Below are 19,501 nucleotides of genomic sequence, written 5' to 3'. Positions count from 1 at the left end.
GGCTCATGCGAGCCGCATCGCGGGTCGTCTCCTTTTGCGGGCCTGACGGTCCTGGCAGCTGGTAGGCCCGGGTCCGCTCCGCGCCTAGGCGCGGCCGGCGCGCAGCGCCCGCGTCGCAGCCTCGTCCACGCCTTGTCCGTCCACGACGACGCCGTAGTCGGCGCGCGCCGAGGTGGCATCGATCAGGCCGTCGAGCACGTCGTCGAGAACAGCCTGCGGTTCGCGTTCCAGCGGGTCGCCGTAGCCGCCGCCGCACGGGCCGTAGGCGGTGATGCGATCGCCCTTCGAAAGCTGCCGATAGGGTAGTTTCGAGGGCAGCTCGACAGTGGCGCCGCGCGCCTGAACCAACTCGACCTTGGCCGGCGATCCGTCGGCGCCGCCCAGAAACCCCCAGGGATCGAAGCGCTGGCCGTCGCCTTCGATCGAGACCGCGCCGTCCTCGAGCAGTTCGAACGACCGGATCGAGCCGATGCCGCCGCGCGAGGCGCCCGGTCCGGCGACGTTCTCGCGCAGTTCGTAGTTCAGCACACGCAGGGGCAGATGCGATTCGATGTCCTCGATGGGATTGTTGCGCGTGTTGGCGTAGAGCGTGTCGACGGCGTCCATGCCGTCCTTGCCGTAACGGCCGCCATAGGCGCCCTCCATGATCTCCATATGGACCCAGGGCGCGTTGTTGGTGACACCGCTGAACGCCATCACCCGCAGATTGCCGATCCCGGCGCTGACCTGTTTTGGAACGGCCGGCGCGATCGCCTTCATCACCGTGTCGGCGACGGCGTTGCCGGGGCAGAAGCGCGCGATGACCGGGGCCGGGAAGGTCGGGTTGGCGAGGCAGCCTTCCGGCGCGTGGATCGTGATCGGCCGGGTCAGGCCGCTGTTTTGCGGGATCGCCCCGTAGACGTCGCTGTCGAGCAGGATCGAGCGCAGCGTCAGCCACACGGCACAGTCGACCGTGCCGACCAGCGGCATGTTGATCGGCTTGTTCGGGGTCTGCGGTGCGGTTCCGGTCAGGTCGACATGGATGTCGGAGCCGGAGATCGTCAGCGTCACCTCGATCGGCAGGTCTTTCAGCGCGGGGTCGGGACTGTCGACATAGCCGTCGATGAAGGTGCGGGCGTTGTAGCGTCCGTCGGGAATGTGCGCGATGGCGTCGCGCATCAGGTTTTCGGAATAATCGAGCAGGTCCTCGTAGGCGCCGGTGACGGTGTCGAGACCGTATTGGTCGAGAAGCGCGGAGTAGCGCTCCGCACCGATCCGCGCGGCGGCGACCTGGGCCTCCATGTCGCCCACGACGAGGTCGGCGATGCGGATATTGCTACGCAGGATCTGCCAGACCGGCTCGACCTTGCGGCCGTCCTCGTAGACGCGCACCGCCTTGAACTGGAGCCCTTCGGCGTAGGTGTCGACCGCGTCGACGATGCCGCAGCTTCCCGGCGTCAGCGCGCCGATGTCGAGATGGTGCGCGGTCGTCACGGAAAAGCCGGCGAGCTCCTGGTTGTGGAAGATCGGAACGACGAAACCGACGTCGGGGCCGTGCGAGGCGCCGCCATAGGGGTCGTTGTGCATGAACACGTCGCCGGGTTTCACCCGGTCGCCGCGATGTTCCAGTTCGCGCAGAATGCCGGCGATGTAGCCGGGAATCGGGCCGGACTGGAGCGGCGTGCTCATCGTGCATTCGCAAAGCTGGCGGCCGGTCGCGTCGGTCAGCGCGGCGCCGAAATCCTCGCTTTCGCGGATGATGCTCGAATAGCTCATGCGCATGAGCTTGTGACCCATTTCGATGGCGATGTTTTCCAGCGCCCCGTGGATGACCGCTGCGAGGAAGGGATCAACGCGTGTTTGCATCTTTCTGTCCCCCTTCAAGCCTGGTTGTCGCGCGTCATGCGCACATTGCCGTGCCGGTCGGCCCAATAGGTCCAGCCGGGCGGTACCACGGTCGTGGTGTCTGTCTGAAGCAGGATCGCCGGGCCGGCGAACTTGCGCTCGACCGGCAGCGAGTTCCGTTCGATATGCGGCGTGTCGTGGGTTTCCAGCGCGTCGTCGACGCGGAACACGCACCGTCCGGCGCCGACCTGCTTCGGCTCCGACGACACCGCGTAGGCCGGCGGTTCGGCGAGCTTGTCCACCGTGCCCAGGCCGCGCAGCTTCACCGTCACGATCTCGATCGGGCTCGCCTCGAAGGCGTGGCCGTATTCCTCGCGGTGGCGGTCGTGGAACGCCTGCCAGACCTGGTCGAGCGCGGCGTCGGAAAGCGGGCCGTCCGGCACGTCGATCTTCAGTTCGTATCCCTGGCCGACATAACGCAGATCGGCCTGGCGCAGCATCTTGATCTTGTCGGACGGCACCCGGTCGCGTGCGAAGATCGCGCCGAGTTCGCGCTCCATGTCGTCGTAGAGCGCCTGCAGCCGGGCGATGTCGAGCGCGCCCTTGACCGCGAACGCGGTTCTGAGCGCGTGATATTCGAGATCGGCGGTCAGCAGGCCGACCGCGGAGGTGATGCCCGGATGCGGCGGGATCAGCACGTTTTTCATGTCGAGCATGGTCGCCACCTCGGCCGCGTGCAGCGGTCCGGCACCGCCGAAGCCGCACAGCGTGAAGTCGCGCGGGTCGATGCCCTTCTGGACGGTGCGCGAACGAATGGCGTTGGCCATGTTGCTGTTCAGCACGGTGAGGGCACCTTCCGCCGTCTCCTCGGGCGTGCGGCCAAGTTTTTCGGCGAGCTCGCCGATGACGCGCGCTGCGGCCTCGGCGTCGAGCGCCATGCGCCCGCCGAGGAAATTGTCGGCGACCAGCCGGCCGAGCACCAGGTTGGCGTCGGTGACGGTGGGAACGGTGCCGCCGCGTCCGTAGGCGGCCGGGCCGGGATCTGCGCCCGCGCTCTGCGGTCCGACGCGGAATGCCTTGCCGCGGTCGATATGGGCGATCGAGCCGCCGCCGGCGCCGACCGTGTGGATGTCGATCATCGGCAGCATCACCGGGAAATCGGCGATCTTGGCGCTGCGCGCGTCCGCTTCGGCCAGCCGCCCGTCGCGGATGATGCCGATATCGGCGCTGGTGCCGCCGATATCGAGCGTCACCAGCCGGTCGGTGCCGGCATGCGAGCCGACCCAGGCACCGCCGCGCACGCCGGCGACCAGGCCGGACAGCAGGGTGGTCGCTGGGCGTTCGGCGATCATTTCAGGTGTCGCCAGTCCGCCGCTCGAGGTCATGACCCGCAATTCGCCGTGGACGCCGATCTCGCGCAGTTCGTCGGAGAGCCTGCTGACGTAGCGCCGCACTTTCGGTCCGATGAAGGCGGACATCGCCGCGGTGGTGAAGCGCTCGAACTCGCGAAATTGCGGCGAGACCTCGGCCGAGGTGGTCACGAACACGTCGGGCAGGGCGGCGCGCACGATCTCGGCGGCGCGCCGTTCGTGCGCGGGATTGACGTAGGAGAACAGGAACCCGACCAGGATCGCCTCGACGCCGGCCTCGCCCAGGTCGCGGGCGGCCTCGGCGACGGCCTCCTCGTCGAGCGGAACGAGTTCTTTGCCCTTGGCGTCCAGCCGCCCGGCCACCGTCTTGCGGAAGCGGCGGCGGATCAGGGGTCGGCTCTGCCAGGGCAGATCCTGCATGATCGAATAATGCTGGGGACGCTGGTGGCGGCCGATATGGAGAATGTCGCGAAAACCCTCATTGGTGATCATGCCGGTCACGGCGCCGTCGTGGACGAGCATGGCGTTGGTGCCGACCGTGGTGCCGTGGAAGATGGCGTCGATCCGGCCCGGTTCGGTACCGGTGAGTTCGCAAATACCCCTGACGCCGTTGATCACCCCTTGGGCCGGATCGCTGGGCGTGGAAGGCGTCTTGTGGATGGTGACGTCTCCCTTCGCCAGATCCGCCAGGATCAGATCGGTAAACGTTCCGCCGACGTCGACGCCCAGTGCAATCATTCCTGCCTCCACAAGTCCTGGAGGCAACATTGATCCATTTGGATTGAAATGGCAAGTTGAATCCAAATGGGTTTAGGAGCTAGGACCGATCCACGGCAACGGAGGTTGATCGGACGTGAGCGCGGACAAACTGCTTGAGACCATTTTTGCCGGGAATCTGCGCGAGCTGATGGTGATCAGCTACATCGTGCTGGGCAACAATGCGGTGACCACCCGCTATATCGAGCGCAGGTTCCATATGCCCGTGCAGGCCTGGTCGGCGCTCTACGCGATCGACAAATTTCCCGGCATCCGCGCCAAGGAGATCCGCCACCTCTTCCCGCGCCCGCAAAACACGATCAGCCGCGCGGTCTCCCTGCTCGAGACGCGGGGCTTCATCGTGCAGAAACCGTCCGCTTCGGACGGCCGCGAGAAACGCCTGTTTACGACGGAGGCCGGCACGGCGGTGCTTGCCGACCTGATCGAGGTTTCGCGCCAGCGCCAGGAGGAGCTGCTCGGGCCGCTGTCGAGCGAGGAGAGAGCCGTGTTCTTCGAATTGGCGCAGAAGATCGCGACCGGGCCCGACCTGTTGCGTTCGGCGGTGATGCGGTCCTGACGTTTTTGCGCGCGCGGGCCGCGCCGGCCGGCGGAGATGAAAAAATGCGGGGCTTGCAGGGAGCCGGACCTTCAGTCCGTGCGGGCCGGGCCGGTGCTGTCCCTGACGTGCATCCTGCAATCGAGATAGACAATCTGCGGCGGCTGCCCCGGGTCCTCGATCCGGGCCTTCATGATCTCGATCAGGGCCTCGGCGCCATCCTCGTGTGTTCCCCCGACCATCGTGAACAGGCCCAGATGTTCCGTCGCTACGTCGGGGTGCCCCAGAATGACGATGCTGAGCTCGCCGGGGATGTCGATGCGCATATCGCGCATGACCTCGCGAATTCCCATGCAGTCGGAAAAGCCGATGAAGATCAGGGCTGTCGGCATGGATTGCGTCTCGTCAGCGCGTAGCCGCGCAAGCGCTTTTTCGAGTGCCGAGGCGACGCCCTGGGTCGGATGCTTCATGCCTTCCAGGACGACCAGCCGGCCGTCGATCTCCTGGCCCCGCCAGCGGCTCATGCGGGCGAAATAGCGCCGCCCGCCCAGGATCGGCTGCGCAGAGCTGTCGAGCGAGACCAGCGTAATGCGCCGGTGACCGAGACCGGTCAGATGGTCGAGCGCGTGGTCGAGCGCCTCTTCCCAGTCGATGCCCATGCGGTCGATGTCGACGCCCGAAACCGTGTGGCCGTCGACCACCAGCGCGCGCGTCTTGCTCTGCAGCATGGCCAGCAGCCGAACCGGTATCACCTCGTAATGGGACTGCAGGATCACCGCGTCGAAGGTCGGGATCGATTTGAGGATGTCGAGCAGATGATCGGTGTCGTGGTAGGACATCTGCACGACCTTGCCGCCATCGGCGCCGACGACCTCGACGATCCGGTTCTGTACCAGCGAGCAACGCTCGTTCATGCTGGAATTGGCGAGGATCAGGAGGCTGCGAAGCCCAACCCGCCGGGCCGGCGCGGCAACGGCGGGGCGGGACGCGGCGCGGCCGTGCGGCTTGACGACAAACGAGCCGCGGCCAACCTGCGAACTGATCAGCCCCAAGGCGCGCAATCGCGCGAAGGCCTCCTGCACGGTCGCCTGGCCGACGCCGTGCCGGGCCATCAGTTCGCGTACGGTCGGCAGGCGTGCGCCATCGTCGGCTGCATCGATCAGCTCGATGAGCGATTGCGCGATCATGTCCGAGGAACCTGCCCGCAACGGTCGTCTCCTTTCGTTCGATAGATACATTGCCGAATACAATCTTGCAAGCCAACCTATCGGCCCAGAAAACAAGTGATTCTATGTGGCGAGCTTTGAAAAAAATTCATTAATATCAATATTTTATTTCGCGCAAGATACAAAAAATACAAAAATTGTATCTGGACCTTTACAATCATATTGTATCTGTGATTGCATTTGACGGTGGCAGGCTGGGTGGTCTGGGGAGGAAGATGTGACTGTCGGACGGGAAGGGCATTCTCAGGTTGGATCGGGCGCGGCGACTCGGGTCGAAGCGGAACCGTCTGCGGGGAGCGCCATCCGGATCTCGAACGTCACCAAATCCTTCGGCGCTCCCGGGCACGGCCCGACCGTGCTGCGAACGATCGATCTGACGGTGCGCGAGAACGAATTCGTTTCGCTGGTCGGTCGCAGCGGTTGCGGCAAGACCACCTTGCTCAACATCATTGCCGGGCTGGAGCGCCCGACCTCCGGCACGGTGGAAATCCACGGTCGCGCGGTGCGCGGACCGGGGCAGGGCCAGGGCGTCGTTTTCCAGCAGCATGCGCTATTTCCGTGGATGACGGCACTCAGGAACGTGGTCTTCGGCTTCCGCGACGCGTCCTTGTCCAAATCGGACAAGCAGGAGCGGGCCCGCGAATTGCTGCAATTGGTGGGGCTGTCGGCGGCCGCCGACAAATACCCGCGCGAGATGTCTGGCGGCATGCAGCAGCGTGTGGCGATCGCCCGGGCGCTGGCTCTGGACCCCGAAATCCTGCTGATGGACGAGCCGTTCGGCGCCCTGGACGAGCTGACCCGCATCGAGTTGCAGCAGGAGCTGCTGCGCATATGGGAGGCGCGCAAGAAGACCGTTGTCTTCGTCACGCACTCGATCAACGAGGCGCTGGCGCTGTCGGACCGCGTCATCCTGCTCGCGCCGCATCCCGGCCGCATCGAGCGCGATCTGGCGATCGATCTGCCGCGTCCGCGTCTGCGCACCGACCCGCGCTTCATCGCCCTGCACGAGGAAATCTGGAAGGGCCTGTCGTCATGAGGGGCCGCCTCGTCCTCCAATACGCCGTGTCGGCCGCCGTTATTGTCGGAGCGATCGCGTTGTGGGAGCTCGGCGTTAAGACCGGCTATCTGAAGGCCTACCAGTTTCCGCCGGCCAGCAGGATCGCCGAAGGTTTCGTCGAGATCGCGACGACCGGCTTTCCGACCGGCATCACCATCTGGTCGCATGTCCTGACGACCGTCACGCGCATCCTGCAAGGTTATCTGGCCGCGCTTGCGCTCGCGATACCCGTCGGGCTGGTGATCGGCGCCTTTCCGCTCGTCAACAAGATGCTGGAGCCGGTGATCGTGTTTTGCCGGTCGATCGCCACGCTCAGCCTGCTGCCGCTGGTCATCGTCTGGTTCGGGGCCGGCGAGCTGACCAAGGTGATCCTGATCGCCTATGGCTGCTTCTGGGTGATGCTGTCCAACGTGATCGCCGCCGTCGTCTATGTCGATCCGGTGCTGATCCGGGCCGGTCGCTCCTTCGGCCTCAAGGGCGTCGCGCTCTATCGCGAGGTCGTGCTGCCGGCAGCGCTGCCGCGCATGTTCGCCGGCGCGCGCATGGCGCTCGGCGTCGGTTTCATGGTCATTGTCGGCGCCGAGATGATCGGCACGATCGAGGGGCTCGGCGCGTTGATCATGGAGGCGCGCACCTTCTACCGCAGCGAGATCACCATTATCGGCATGCTTGTGATCGGCGTGCTTGGCTTCGTGATCTCGACGGGACTGGCCGCGCTGGAGCGCGTTCTTTTGCCCTGGGGCGCGACGGGGGAGGGGGCGCGCGCATGAACCGGGAGCGCCTGACCAATATCGCCCTGCCGCTGATCGGCACGCTGATCGTGGTTGCGGTTTGGGAAGCGGCGTCGCGGCTCGGCGCGATCGACCCGCGCGTCTTTCCCGGACCGGTCACCGCGATAGCCGAGGCCGCCGGCCGGCTGTCGGCCGATACCGTCGGCGAACACATGGCCTGGAGCCTGTTTCGGGTGTTTTCCGGTTTCGCGCTCGGTGTTGCCGCCGGCGTCGTGATCGGCGTTCTCGCCGGCTGGTATCGCTGGTTTGGCCTGATCGCCCGACCGTTGATCGAATTGCTGCGTCCGATTCCGCCTTTGGCCTGGATCCCGCTGGCGATCATCTGGTTCGGTCTGGGCGAGCCGTCAAAATTCTTCATCATCTTCCTGGGCGCGTTCTTTCCCGTCGTCACCGCCACCTATCACGGCGTCACCAATGTCGACCCGATCCTGGTGCGCGCGGCGCGCACGTTCGGCGTGGGCGGCTGGTCGCTGCTTGCCCGCATCGTCCTGCCGGCGGCCTCGCCGGATCTTGCGACCGGCATTCGCATCGGTTGGGGGTTGAGCTTCGGCGTGCTGGTCGCCGCCGAGCTGATCGCTGCCGATCGCGGGCTCGGCTACATGATCATGAACGAGCGCAACACCGGCGGATCGGTCAGCGTCATCATCGTCGGCATTCTTTTGATCGGTTTTCTCAATCTGCTCACCGATGCCGCCATCGGCAGCGCGATCCAGCGATGGATCGGCCGCTGGCACGGCAGCGGCGTGTAGGAACCGTGCGAGACACAATCAACAGGGAAGGAGACTAGTCATGATGAAACGATTGAAGGGCGCGGCGCTGGCCGCGCTTGTGGCGACCTTTGCGGCCAATGCCGCGGCGGCGGACGTGGAGACCGATACGCTGTCGATCAGCATCGGCGTCGACCTGCCGTTCCTGGTCCATGTCGTGGCCAAGGAAAAGGGCTGGCTGGCCGAGGCCGGCTTCACCAATGTCGAGTTCAAGAAGTTCCAGTCGGGCAATCTCGCCGGCGAGGCGCTGCTGGCCGGCGAAATCCAGCTCTGGACGCCGGGCAATCTGCCGCCGATCGCCATGGCCCATAATGGCGTGCCGGTCGTCATCCTGGGTAGCAATGCGGTCAGCCACGGTCTGGAAAAGATCGTCGTGCGCAAGGACGCCAATGTCGAAAAGCCGGAGGATCTCTACAACGTCAAGCTCGGCCTGCTGGTCAGTTCGACCTCGGGCGCGCTGTTGGGCAATGTCGCCGAGCATTACGGCCTCGACTTCAACAAGATCCAGGCGGTCAACCTGGCTCCGCCGGAGGCGATGGCCAGCCTCGCCAACAACGAGATCCAGGGCATCGTGTTCTGGGAGCCGTGGCCGTATCGCGCGCTGACCGAGCTCGACACCGAGGTCGTGCACACCGGCACGGTGAGCGGCTTCGCCCAAAATGACGGCGAAAAAGTTCAGGTTTCCAACAACCGCTCCGTGTGGGTCGCCTCGCAGGACTGGGTGCGCGACAATCCCAATGCGGCCAAGGCGCTGGTCGAGGTCCTGGTGCGCACGCAGAAATATGTGAGCGACCCGGCCAACCGCGACGAGGTGCTGACGATCTTTTCCGACTTCCAGGAGCAGCCGCTGGAGATGAACCAGGCGCTGTTGTCGAACTATACGTTCGACGCCTCGATCGACGAGACCTATGTCGAGGACATGGCGGCGATCACCGATTTCCTGGAAGCCACCAACAGGATCAAGGATCGGCGTGACGCGCTGAGCTTCACCTATTCCGAGCCGCTGGCGGCCGCCGACAGCGCGCTCGTGTCCGTCGAGGGCCAATGGAAGCCCTGACGCTCCTCCCAGGCGCCCCGGTTTCGCCGGGGCGCCGCCAGGCGGCATCGTTCCAACCACTATCTGGAGACCGATCGACATGGTCAGCCCGGCCAAACCCCGCATCGCGATTCTCGGCGCGGGTTTCATCAGCGATTATCACGTCCGCGGCCTGACGGCGGCCGGCGATGTGACGATCGCCTGCCTGGTCGGCCGCGATCCGGCGCGAACCCGGGCGCGCGCGGCCGAGTTCGGCATCGAGGGCGCTGCGACCGACCTCGACGCGGTGCTTGCCGACCCTGCCATCGACGGCGTCGTCGTGGCGACACCGGACGGGCTGCATCGCGACCACGCCATCGCCGCGCTGTCGCGGAGCAAGGCCGTGCTGTTGCAGAAGCCGATGGCGCTCGATGCGGCGCAATGCGCCGAGATCATCGCCGCGTCGGAGGCCTCCGGCGCGCCACTGACCGTCAGCTTCATGCATCGTTATTTCCCGGAAGTGCGCTGGCTCAAGCGCCTGCTCCAGGACGGTACGCTCGGCCGGATCCATTCCGTGCGCATCCGCAACGCCACGCCCGGCGCCGACTGGGCGGACTGGTTCTATTCGCCCGACAACGTATCCGGCGGCGTCGTCATGCAGCTCGGCGTGCACGGCATCGATCTGTGCGGCCATCTGTTTGGTCCGATCGCCGAGGTGACCGCCGGCCTGGCTACGGCCCGTCCGCGTCGCCGGCTGGCCGACGGGCGCGTGGTGACCACCGCGCTGGAGGACAATGTCGTGGCAAGCTACACGCTCGCCGGCGGCGCGCTGGTCAGCCACGAGATGAGCTATACCGAGATCGCCGGCTGCGACCGGTTTCGCCTCGAACTCCACGCCGACAAGGGCACGGTCTGGCTTCGCAGCGAACGCGGGCCGGCGGCGATCTACGCGCCCGAGATAACCGGGCAGGACGGCTGGGTGAACCCGCCGCTTGCCGATGAGACGCTGGGAGCTGCCCATCACCGGCACTGGCTCGACATCGTGCGCGGGCAGGCGCGCCCCGACGACAGCGCGTCCGCCGGCCTGGCCTCGATTCTTGTCGCCGAGGCGATCTATCGCGCCGCCGGCGAAGGGCGACGGGTCGCGGTTGCCGACCCAACGCCCGAGGAGCACGAGGACCGATGACACATCCGATCCGCATCGCCCTTCTGGGCGTTCAGCACTATCATGCCAATTTCTGGACCAAGGCGATCCTGGCCCGAAAGGACGCCGCCATCGCCGGTATCTGGGACAGCGACCCCGCGCTGGCCGGGAAATTCGCCAACGCCTACGCCCTGACCGCGTTCGACGATCGGCAGGCCCTGCTGCAGGCCTGCGATGCGGTCGCCATCTGTTCGACCACGGTCGAGCACAAGGAGCTGATCGCCGCGGCCCTCGACGTCGGCAAGCCGATCCTGTGCGAAAAGCCGCTTTCGGTGAACGTGCGCGAGGGGCTCGAGATTTGCCGCATGCTCGCCGCTTCGCCGGTGCCGTTCATGCAGGGTTTCCCGAAGCGGTTCGACCCGATAAGCGAGGCCGTACGCCAGATCGTGGCCTCCGGCGATCTCGGCACGGTCACGCTGTGCCGCATACGGCACGGTCACAGCCACGGGCTGAGCGACGATTTCTGCAAGGCCTGGTTCGTCGACCCGCAGAAATCCGGCGGCGGGACCCTGCTCGACGAGGGGGTGCACGCGGCCGACCTGCTGCGGTTGTTGTTCGGCGAGCCGGAACGGGCGTTCGCGGCGCTGTCGGCGCACACGCTGGGCCTGCCGGTCGAGGACACGGCGCTGGCGACGTTCTCCTATCGATCGGGCCTGCTGGCGGAAGTCTCGACGAGCTGGTGTTTCGCCGCCGCCGACCATTCGATCGAGATTTACGGCACCGGTGGCACCGTGCTGGTCAGCGGCGTCGACATCGCCTCGCGGCCGACGCGCGAAGAGGCGTTTTTGCAGGTCTTCCGCCGTGACGGAACCGCGCGCGGCTGGCAGGTCTCCGACATCGTGCCGCATTTCAAGACCGGCGTGTTCCACGAGCATGTCGCCTGGGCCTTCATCGATGCGCTTGCCGCCGGCACCGCGATGCCGACGGGCGCGCGCGACGGTCTTTACGCCTCGGCGATGATCGAGGCGGCCTACGAGGCGGCCCGGCAAGAGCGGATGGTGCCGATCGACTATCCCGAGGTCGGGCCGTGACCTGGATGGCGCGCGAAATCAGCGCCGTGCCCGACGTGGTCGAGCGCCAGCTCGCCCTGGCGATGGACCACTATCTGGAGGCCGGCCGCATGCTCGGCCGGCGCGCGCCAGCCTGTGTCGTCACCTGCGCGCGCGGCAGTTCCGATCACGCGGCGACCTATTTCAAATATCTGGTCGAGACGAGGATCGGCATTCCGGTCGGTTCGATGGGCCCCTCGGTCGCCTCGATCTACGAGACGCCGTTGAAAATGGCCAATGTGCCGCTCGTCAGCATTTCGCAATCGGGCGCCAGCGCTGACATTGTCGCCTTGCAGCGCGCCGCGCGCGCTGGCGGGGCGCCGACGCTCGCTCTCACCAACACGGCACGGTCGACGCTGGCCCGACAGGCGGAAATCTGCCTGGCGCTGCATGCGGGCGAGGAACGCGCGGTTGCGGCCACAAAAACCTTCGTGTCCTCGCTGGTCGCGCTGGCCGCGCTCGTCGCCGGCTGGCTCGACGATGTCGATCTCGCCGCCGCCATCCGCGGTCTGCCGGCCAGGCTTGCCGAGGCCGCGGCAACGGACTGGACGGCGGCGATGGCGCCGTTTGCGGCCGGCGGCAGTCTTTACATCGTGGCGCGGGGGCCAGGCTTCGCGGTCGCCTGCGAGGCCGCGCTCAAGCTCAAGGAAACCTGCCGGCTGCATGCCGAGGCCTATAGTGCGGCCGAGTTGCGCCACGGGCCGATCGAGCTGGCGGGAGACGATCTTACCGCGCTGGTGTTTGCGGCCCGCGACCGGTCCGCCGCCGGCATCGGCGAGGCGACGCGCGCCTTGCACCAGGCCGGTGCCGCCGTGTTCGTCGCCGGACCGCGCGAGACGCTGCCGACGGTCGAAGCCGGTCACGTGCTGCTCGACCCGATCTGCCAAGTGGTGAGTTTTTACCGGTTCGCCGAGCAATTGTCGCTGCTGCTGGGGCGCGATCCCGACCGGCCGGCCCGGCTCGCCAAGGTGACGGTGACGACATGAGGGCGCTGGCCTGCGATCTCGGCGGGACGAATGTGCGCTTCGGGCTCGGTGTCGACGGGCGCCTCGACCCCGAAACGGTCGTACAGTTTCCCAACGAGCGATTTTCCGATTTCGGCACGGCGCTGAAACACTATTTCGGCCAGGTCCGGGTGGGTCGGGTCGAGCGCGCCGTCGTGGCGCTGGCCGCCCCGATCGATGGTGACACGATCTGTCTGACCAATCGCAACTGGACGATCGCGCGTGCCGAAATCGCCGAAATCGCCGGCACTGGCGACGTCGTGCTGATCAACGATTTCGTCGCGCTCGGAGCGGCCTTGTCGCGGGCCGAGGCGTTGGTCACAAGGCCGGTCCTGCCGGGCGCGGCGGGGCGGGGCGTCAAGCTGGTGCTCGGCGCCGGCACCGGCTTCAATGCCAGCGCGCTGATCGAGGGCGGCCATGTGCTCGCCGCCGAGATCGGCCACACCGGTTTTGCGCCCGAGCCGGGACTTGAGACGGCGTTGCGCGACCATTTCGCCGGCCGCTTCGGCCGCTGCTCGCTCGATCGTGTGTTGTCGGGCTCCGGACTCGTCGCGCTCTACCGGGTGGCATGCGACCGCTCCGGCCGGGCGGCGGCGCTCGGCGATGCGGCGGCGGTGACGGCCGAAGGCGCGGCCGGTCGCGACGCCGACGCGGTTCTCGCCTGCGGCACGCTCGCCGGCATGCTCGGGCGGACGGCCGGCGATCTGGCGCTCACCTTCCTGCCGCGCGGCGGCATCTATTTGACAGGTGGCGTGACAGGCGCGCTGGCGCCATTCATCCAGGGCCCCGACAGCCCGTTCGCGCGTGCCTTCCTGGCCAAGGGGCGGATGCGCGAGTTGATGCGGGGGTTCACGCTCGACCTGGTGATGGACCAAAGCGCCGCCCTCGTCGGCTGTCTCGCCTGGCCCGACCTTCCCTGCAACACGGTCTGCGGCGGTCGCGCCGCCGGACCGACCTGACCGGCGGAGGATCGTCTTGCCGACACAACCGCTCCCAGAACGTCTGATGCCGCTCGCCGCTGCCGCCGGCCTGCGCCCGCTTTATGGCGATCTGCACAATCACTGCAATCTGTCCTACGGGCACGGCGAGCTCGAGGCGGCGCTGGAGAACGCCCGCAGACAGCTCGACTTCGTCTCCATCACCGGCCACGCCTACTGGCCCGACATGCCGGTCGACGACCCGCGCGTCGCTCATATCGTCGATTTCCACGTCAAGGGGTTTTCGCGGCTCGAGCGGACCTGGCCGGCCCATTTCGACACGCTGGCCGCGTTCCACGATCCCGGCCGCTTCACCGTGTTTCCAGGCTACGAGATCCATTCTTGCGCGCATGGCGACTACACGATCGTGCTGCGCGATCTCGACCAGCGCGAGATTCTCAAGGCCGACGATCCGCATACGCTGCTGGAGCGACTGCGCGGCCGATACGGCACGCGCGCCTTCGCCTTTCCGCACCATATCGGCTACCGGACCGGTGCGCGGGGCATCAACTGGTCGAGCTTCGAGCAGGATCTGTCGCCTGTGTTAGAAATGATCTCCATGCACGGTTGCGCGGAGACATCGCTGACCGACCGGCCGTTCCTGCATTCGATGGGACCGTGCGACGGCGTCAACACGGTCCATGCCGGCCTCAATGACGGCCATCTGTTCGGCGTGCTCGGCAATACCGACCACCATAGCGGCTTTCCGGGCTCGTATGGCCATGGACGCTCGGCCGTCTACGTGGCCGAAAACAGTCCCGAGGCGCTGTGGCAAAGCCTGTTTTCGCGCCGCACCAACGCGCTGACCGGCGACAACGCGCATTTGTTCTTGTCGATCGGCGGCGCGATCCAGGGCGACGTCGTGGCGCCGGCAAGCCAGGCGGACATGGCGATCGAGGCGGTCGGCGGCAGCTTCATCGACCAGATCGACATCGTCAGGAACGGCGCGCTCTTCGAGCGGATCACGCCGGCGCTGCGTCCATCGGCCGTGACGAGCGACCCGGACGCGCTGGAGACACTGCTCGTGCTCGAACTGGGCTGGGGCGCCCGCGGCAGCCATCACGACTGGGACGGCGTTCTCAAGCTCGAAAACGGCGAGATCCTGGCCGTCGAACCGCGCCTGCGCGGTCCCGAGATCGTTTCGCCGCTTGAGGCGCGCGCACCGGTGCCGCACGAAAGCCGGATTGTTCACGACGGTAGCGCGGTTGCCTTTTCGCTGCGCGCCCATGCCAATCCGAACAATTTCACCGCCACCACGCAGGCGATCGCGGCGCGGGTGCGGTTGCGGCCGGGCGCGCGGATCGTCGCCGAACTGTCCGGCGAGCATGTGTCGGTCGATGTCGATCGTCTTTTGAAAGGGGCCGTGTCGGGCAATATCGGCCCGATCGATTCGCCCGCGTTCCGGTTTCACCCACTGCCCAGGCCACAGCAATGGCAATGGACGGGCACGGTGCGGCTCGGCGCGCTGCGGCGCGGGGAATGGGTGATGGCGCGTATGCGCCAGGCCAACGGCCAATCGGCCTGGACGAGCCCGGTTTTTTGCCGATAACGCCGTTCGCCTGCGGCCGTAACCTGTGCCGTTTCAGGTTTCAGACCGAGCCGTCCAGCGTTGCCAGAAGGGCGGCGACCAGGCGCGCCCTTTCGGCCAGGCTTTCCGTCACGATATATTCTTCCAGCGTGTGAGGGCCGTCTCCGCGCGCGCCGAGCCCGTCGAGGGTGGCGATGGCCATCGCGCCGGTGAAATTGCCGTCCGAACCGCCGCCCGAATCCTGATGCGGAATCTCCAGGCCGATTGCCTGCGCCAGACGCGCCGCATGTTCGTAAAGCGACCATGAGGCCGGGCTTGCGGTCCATACAGGCCTTACGACGTCGCGTCTGACGATCACCTGGGCGTCCCCGCCGACCGGCTTCAGGCTCTCCATCCGGGCGATTGCTTCGGCCAGTTTCTCGTCGGTGGTGGCCGATACCAGCGCCTTGGCCTTGCAGGTCGTCGACACGCAGTTCGACCAGCGGCCGCCCTGGACGACACCGACGCTGTAGCCGGTTTCGGCATCTGTCATCGCTTCCACGGCGATGATCTGGTGCGCCATCTCGCGGATCGCCGATACACCTTCGCCGAGCCGCAGTCCCGCATGGCTCGGCCGGCCGCGCGTCTCGATATCGAAGCGGGCGATCGCGTAGCGGCCGGTCACGACGCCGCCGTTGCGGCGCGCCGGTTCGGGCACCAGCACGTAGCGGTGCCTGGCCGCCTCGGCTTCGATCAGCGCGCGGGTGCTCGGGCTGCCCACCTCCTCGTCGCTGGTGAACAACACGGTGACGGGCAGCGGCGTCTGGTGGCCGATGCGCATCAATTGGCCGATTGCCTCGAGCGCCAGATAGTTGCCCGCCTTCATGTCGAGCACGCCGGGTCCGTAGCAGCGCCCGTCCTGCTCGCGCCAGGCGAAATGCTCGATCGTGCCGAGAGGATGAACGGTGTCCAAGTGTCCCAAGACCAGGATGCCGGGCTGTCCGGCCCGGGAATGCGGAAAGCTGGCCTTGACGCAGTCGCCGAAGCCGCGCGTTCCCGGAATGCGCTGGACGACCGCGCCCAGGAGCGCCAGATCGTGGGCGGCGAGGTCCATCATCCGGTTCACGGCGTCGCGCTCGTAGGTCGGGCTTTCCGTCTCGACCCAGGCGCGCAGGCCGGCCGCCATCCGGCCGCTGTCGAACCCGAGTTTCGTGACATCGAGACCAGCGAAATCATTAGCATGCATCGTTTGCGTATCGCTCTGCAATGTGTTTAAATCGACGCTATCATAAATCGAGATTTTCGCGGCGGTCAAACCATCCCGAAACAGGATCACGCTACATCCGCAAATCGCCCGAACACCCGCACAGAGAGGACGTTGTGGCAGCAGCAAGACCACGCCCCCCGAGAGGATCGACGCCACCGGACGGCGCCGCCCCAAAGCCCGACCGATTGTTCGTGGAGGCGCTGGCGCGAGGGTTCCGCGTGCTCGAGGCCTTCGCCGACCGGCCGACGGCGATGTCGCTTGCTGAAATCGCGGCGGCAAGCGGGCTCGACAAAAGCGCGGCCCAGCGCCTGGTGCATACGCTGGTCTCGATCGGTTATCTGGAAAAGACGGCTGCCGGCGTCGCGCCGAGCCGGCGCATCCTGGACCGCTCGTTCGATTATTTGAGGTCCAATCCGCTCATCAATCGGGCCATCCCCATTCTGGCCGACCTGCGCAGGACCATCAAGGAACGCGTCGATCTCAGCCTCTTCGACGATCTGACGATGCTTTACGTCGTGCGCATGCAAAGCAAGCGCGACACATTCTACGCCCATCTGATCGGGCGGCGCGTGCCGACCTACTGCACGTCGGGGGGGCGTGCCGTCCTTAGCCACCTTCCGGAGGAAGACGTTCTCGACATCCTCCAGCGCTCGCAGAGGCGCAAGTTGACGCCGCGCACCACCGTGGAGATCGACCAGATCATGGAGCGGATCGTCCAGGTGCGCGAAACCGGCTATTCGCTGGCGATCGAAGAGGTTCTGGTCGGCGAAATCGCCGTGGCGGCGGCCGTGCTCGACGAAGCCGGCCATCCCGTGGGCGCGATTCATGTGGCCGCTTCCCTGGCCGAGTGGCAGCCGGATGAATTCGTCGCGCGCGCCGGCCCGCTGGTCACCGCGGCGGCGGCCGGACTGCGCCCTTCCTGAGTCGGTCGCCCGCCTCCGCCGCGACGCCATATTCCCGCTCGAACGCCCGCTCGCTTGACAAATCGGACGGCAGGTCCGTAAATTGTCAAATACAGTTCGACCGTATCGCTTAGCAATACGCAAAAAGGGAAGTCGCATGACGGCCACACCCGGCGGGCAGAATGGGATGGATTCGGCAGGCGAGGCGCTGCTGCGCGTGTCGGGCCTGGCCTACGACTATGCCGGCGTCAGCGCGGTCTCGAACTGTTCGCTGGAACTTCGCCGCGGCAAGATCGCGGCGCTGATCGGCGGCAACGGTGCGGGCAAGTCCACCAGCGTCAAGATGATCGCCGGCGCCCTGAGGAGCAGGTCCGGCTCGATCATGCTCGACGGCCGGGAGATCGGCGGACTGCCGGCGCACAAGGTCGTCGAACTCGGTGTCGCGCTGGTGCCGGAAGGTCGTCTCGTGTTCCAGCATCTGACGGTTCGCGAAAACCTGATCCTGAGCGGCCACGTGCGCCGCGCCCGGGAAAAATGCTCGCAATCGCTGGAGCGGGTCTTCGAGCTTTTTCCGCGCCTCAAGGAGCGCCAGACCCAATTTGCCGGCTCGCTGTCGGGCGGCGAGCAGCAGATGCTGGCGATCGGCCGCGGCCTGATGACCATGCCGCGCCTCTTGATCCTGGACGAGCCGTCCCTGGGTCTGAGCCCGATTCTCGTCGGGCAGATTTTCGAGCTGGTGCGCAAGCTCAACGCGGAAGGCATCAGCGTGCTGCTCGTCGAGCAGAACGTGCACCACACGCTTGCCATCGCCGACTACGCCTACGTGCTGGAAAAGGGCCGCGTCGTCCAGGAGGGCGAAGGCCGCCGCCTGCTCAACGACCCGAAGGTAAAGGAAGCCTATCTCGGGCTGGTCTGAATGCCGGATTTCAAAATGGGAGACGAAAGATGAGAAGACGCACCTTCCTGCAAGCGACGACCGCCGCGCTCGCTGCCGGCGCGATGCCGAAACTGGCTTTCGGCCAGGACAACACCATCACCTTCGGCGGATCGGTGCCGATGACGGGCGCCGCCGCGGAAACCGGCCAGAACGTGCTCCAGGGCTACCAGTGCGCGGTCAAATACATCAACGAGGAAATGGGTGGCGCCGAGATCGGCGGGCAGAGCTATCAGCTCGATCTCAACATTTTCGACGACGCGTCCGATCCGGCGCGCGCCACCACGCTGATTCAGCGCCAGGTCGATGAAGGCATCAGCTTCTTCCTGGGCTCGTTCGGCTCCAACATCGTGCTGCCCACCTGTTCCATCACCGAAGCGGCCGGCCGCATCATGGTGCAGGCCGGCGGCGGGTCCGACCTGATCTTCACCCAGGGCCGCAAGCGCGTGTTCGGCATCTTCCCGCGCGCCTCGCAGCAATTCGTATCGTCGGTCAACATGTTCACCAGCCTCGACCCGGCGGTGAAGACGGTGTCGATCATCTACACCAACGATGCCTTCTCGGAATTCCAGGCCAAGGGCGCGCGCCAGACCATCGAGCAGGCCGGCATCGAGGTGGTCGACTATATCGCCTTGCCAGCCGGCGTCAGCGACGTGTCGAACGTGCTCACCACGATCCGCGAGAGCGCGCCGGACATTCTGGTCTGCACCACCCATGACCAGACTTCGATCCTGATCGCCCGCCAGATGGTCTCCACCGAGACCAACGTGCCGATGCTCTACCAGACGCTCGGCCCGCAGACGGCGGCGTTCCGCGACGCGCTGGGCAATTACGCAAACGGTGTCGTCACCCAGGCCTACTGGTCCGAGCGCGCGCCCTATTCGGGCAGCTATTTCGGGTCGGCGGCCGATTTCGCCAAATATTTCCGTGCCAATTTCGACCGGGATCTGACCTATCACATGGCCAGCGGCGCGGCCTGTATCGTGGCCTATGTCGAGGCGGCCAAGCAGGCCGGTTCGCTCGATCTCGATGCCGTGCGCGATGGGCTGGATGCGCTCGATTTCGAGTGCTTCTACGGGCGCGTGCGCTTTACGCAGGACGGCGACGGCGATCCCGACCTGCTCGGCCCGCTTTTGATCCAGCGCCAGAATGGCGAGATGGAGGTGGTGGCGCCGCCGGACGGCGCCTCGGCCAAGCCCGTCTATCCCGCCCCGACATGGCAGGAGCGCGCCTGACCGCGCGCTGCAACGAACGCGGCGTCCGGCATGCCCCCGGCTTTCCGGCCGCCGCGATCC

Annotated in this window: 17 protein-coding genes; 13 read left to right on the top strand and 4 right to left on the bottom strand. The window is 66.4% G+C overall.

Translation table 11 applies throughout. The features are described 5' to 3' along the window. Positions 1–84 precede the first annotated feature (84 nt). Both EP380_RS14800 and EP380_RS14795 read right to left on the bottom strand, forming a co-directional pair. Positions 85–1,845, bottom strand: a complete 1,761-nt coding sequence (locus EP380_RS14800; RefSeq protein WP_127599156.1) for a hydantoinase B/oxoprolinase family protein — start codon at positions 1,843–1,845, stop codon at positions 85–87. A gap of 14 nt (positions 1,846–1,859) precedes the next feature. Continuing rightward, on the bottom strand, positions 1,860–3,932 hold the full coding sequence (locus EP380_RS14795) for a hydantoinase/oxoprolinase family protein (protein WP_127599155.1): 2,073 nt from the start codon (positions 3,930–3,932) through the stop codon (positions 1,860–1,862). A 115-nt stretch (positions 3,933–4,047) separates the two neighbouring features. On the opposite strand from EP380_RS14795, the gene EP380_RS14790 reads away from it, so the two are divergent. Continuing rightward, a complete protein-coding gene (locus tag EP380_RS14790) occupies positions 4,048–4,527 on the top strand; it encodes a MarR family winged helix-turn-helix transcriptional regulator (RefSeq protein ID WP_238719879.1) in 480 nt (159 codons plus the stop codon). A gap of 71 nt (positions 4,528–4,598) precedes the next feature. Here EP380_RS14790 and EP380_RS14785 read toward each other — a convergent pair whose 3' ends face one another. Continuing rightward, complete coding sequence (locus EP380_RS14785; protein WP_164749869.1) at positions 4,599–5,714, bottom strand: substrate-binding domain-containing protein; 1,116 nt, start codon at positions 5,712–5,714, stop codon at positions 4,599–4,601. 373 nt (positions 5,715–6,087) lie between these two features. On the opposite strand from EP380_RS14785, the gene EP380_RS14780 reads away from it, so the two are divergent. The 9 genes from EP380_RS14780 (at position 6,088) to EP380_RS14740 (ending at position 15,145) form a co-directional block, all read left to right on the top strand. Further along, the gene (locus EP380_RS14780) at positions 6,088–6,768 is read left to right on the top strand and encodes an ABC transporter ATP-binding protein (RefSeq protein WP_158264374.1); all 681 of its coding nucleotides are present in this window, start codon (positions 6,088–6,090) and stop codon (positions 6,766–6,768) included. Further along, complete coding sequence (locus tag EP380_RS14775; protein WP_164749868.1) at positions 6,765–7,559, top strand: ABC transporter permease; 795 nt, start codon at positions 6,765–6,767, stop codon at positions 7,557–7,559. The genes EP380_RS14780 and EP380_RS14775 overlap by 4 nt, the downstream gene beginning before the upstream one ends. Next, a complete protein-coding gene (locus EP380_RS14770) occupies positions 7,556–8,329 on the top strand; it encodes an ABC transporter permease (RefSeq protein WP_127599152.1) in 774 nt (257 codons plus the stop codon). Before EP380_RS14775 ends, EP380_RS14770 begins: the two co-directional genes overlap by 4 nt. Before the next feature lie 40 nt (positions 8,330–8,369). After that, complete coding sequence (locus EP380_RS14765) at positions 8,370–9,404, top strand: ABC transporter substrate-binding protein (RefSeq protein WP_164749867.1); 1,035 nt, start codon at positions 8,370–8,372, stop codon at positions 9,402–9,404. Between the two features lie 79 nt (positions 9,405–9,483). Continuing rightward, positions 9,484–10,548 (top strand): Gfo/Idh/MocA family protein, encoded by a 1,065-nt coding sequence (locus EP380_RS14760; protein WP_127599150.1) that lies wholly within the window; start codon positions 9,484–9,486, stop codon positions 10,546–10,548. Further along, entirely contained in the window at positions 10,545–11,597 is a 1,053-nt protein-coding gene (locus tag EP380_RS14755) for a Gfo/Idh/MocA family protein (RefSeq protein WP_127599149.1), read from the top strand. The genes EP380_RS14760 and EP380_RS14755 overlap by 4 nt, the downstream gene beginning before the upstream one ends. 5 nt (positions 11,598–11,602) lie before the next feature. Next, the gene (locus EP380_RS14750; RefSeq protein ID WP_127599301.1) at positions 11,603–12,601 is read left to right on the top strand and encodes an SIS domain-containing protein; all 999 of its coding nucleotides are present in this window, start codon (positions 11,603–11,605) and stop codon (positions 12,599–12,601) included. Then, positions 12,598–13,578 (top strand): glucokinase, encoded by a 981-nt coding sequence (locus tag EP380_RS14745; RefSeq protein ID WP_127599148.1) that lies wholly within the window; start codon positions 12,598–12,600, stop codon positions 13,576–13,578. Before EP380_RS14750 ends, EP380_RS14745 begins: the two co-directional genes overlap by 4 nt. 46 nt (positions 13,579–13,624) lie before the next feature. Beyond that, positions 13,625–15,145 carry a CehA/McbA family metallohydrolase domain-containing protein gene (locus EP380_RS14740; protein ID WP_127599147.1) on the top strand — a complete coding sequence of 507 codons (1,521 nt, stop codon included), beginning with the start codon at positions 13,625–13,627 and terminating at the stop codon, positions 15,143–15,145. A gap of 40 nt (positions 15,146–15,185) precedes the next feature. Here EP380_RS14740 and EP380_RS14735 read toward each other — a convergent pair whose 3' ends face one another. After that, entirely contained in the window at positions 15,186–16,349 is a 1,164-nt protein-coding gene (locus EP380_RS14735; protein WP_106572083.1) for a M20/M25/M40 family metallo-hydrolase, read from the bottom strand. A 134-nt stretch (positions 16,350–16,483) separates the two neighbouring features. Here EP380_RS14735 and EP380_RS14730 point away from each other — a divergent pair, with 134 nt between their 5' ends. The 3 genes from EP380_RS14730 (at position 16,484) to EP380_RS14720 (ending at position 19,441) form a co-directional block, all read left to right on the top strand. Next, positions 16,484–17,293: an IclR family transcriptional regulator gene (locus EP380_RS14730; RefSeq protein ID WP_275069007.1), complete on the top strand. Its 810-nt coding sequence runs from the start codon at positions 16,484–16,486 to the stop codon at positions 17,291–17,293. A 136-nt stretch (positions 17,294–17,429) separates the two neighbouring features. Further along, entirely contained in the window at positions 17,430–18,188 is a 759-nt protein-coding gene (locus EP380_RS14725; protein WP_238719877.1) for an ABC transporter ATP-binding protein, read from the top strand. A 29-nt stretch (positions 18,189–18,217) separates the two neighbouring features. Continuing rightward, the gene (locus EP380_RS14720) at positions 18,218–19,441 is read left to right on the top strand and encodes an amino acid ABC transporter substrate-binding protein (protein WP_106571868.1); all 1,224 of its coding nucleotides are present in this window, start codon (positions 18,218–18,220) and stop codon (positions 19,439–19,441) included. The last annotated feature ends 60 nt before the right edge of the window (positions 19,442–19,501 follow it).

The sequence above is a fragment of the Nitratireductor alexandrii genome, assembly GCF_004000215.1.
Lineage (GTDB): Bacteria > Pseudomonadota > Alphaproteobacteria > Rhizobiales > Rhizobiaceae > Mangrovimarina > Mangrovimarina alexandrii.
Note: the sequence above shows the minus strand (reverse complement) of the source record. Positions and strands in the feature narration are given on the sequence as shown.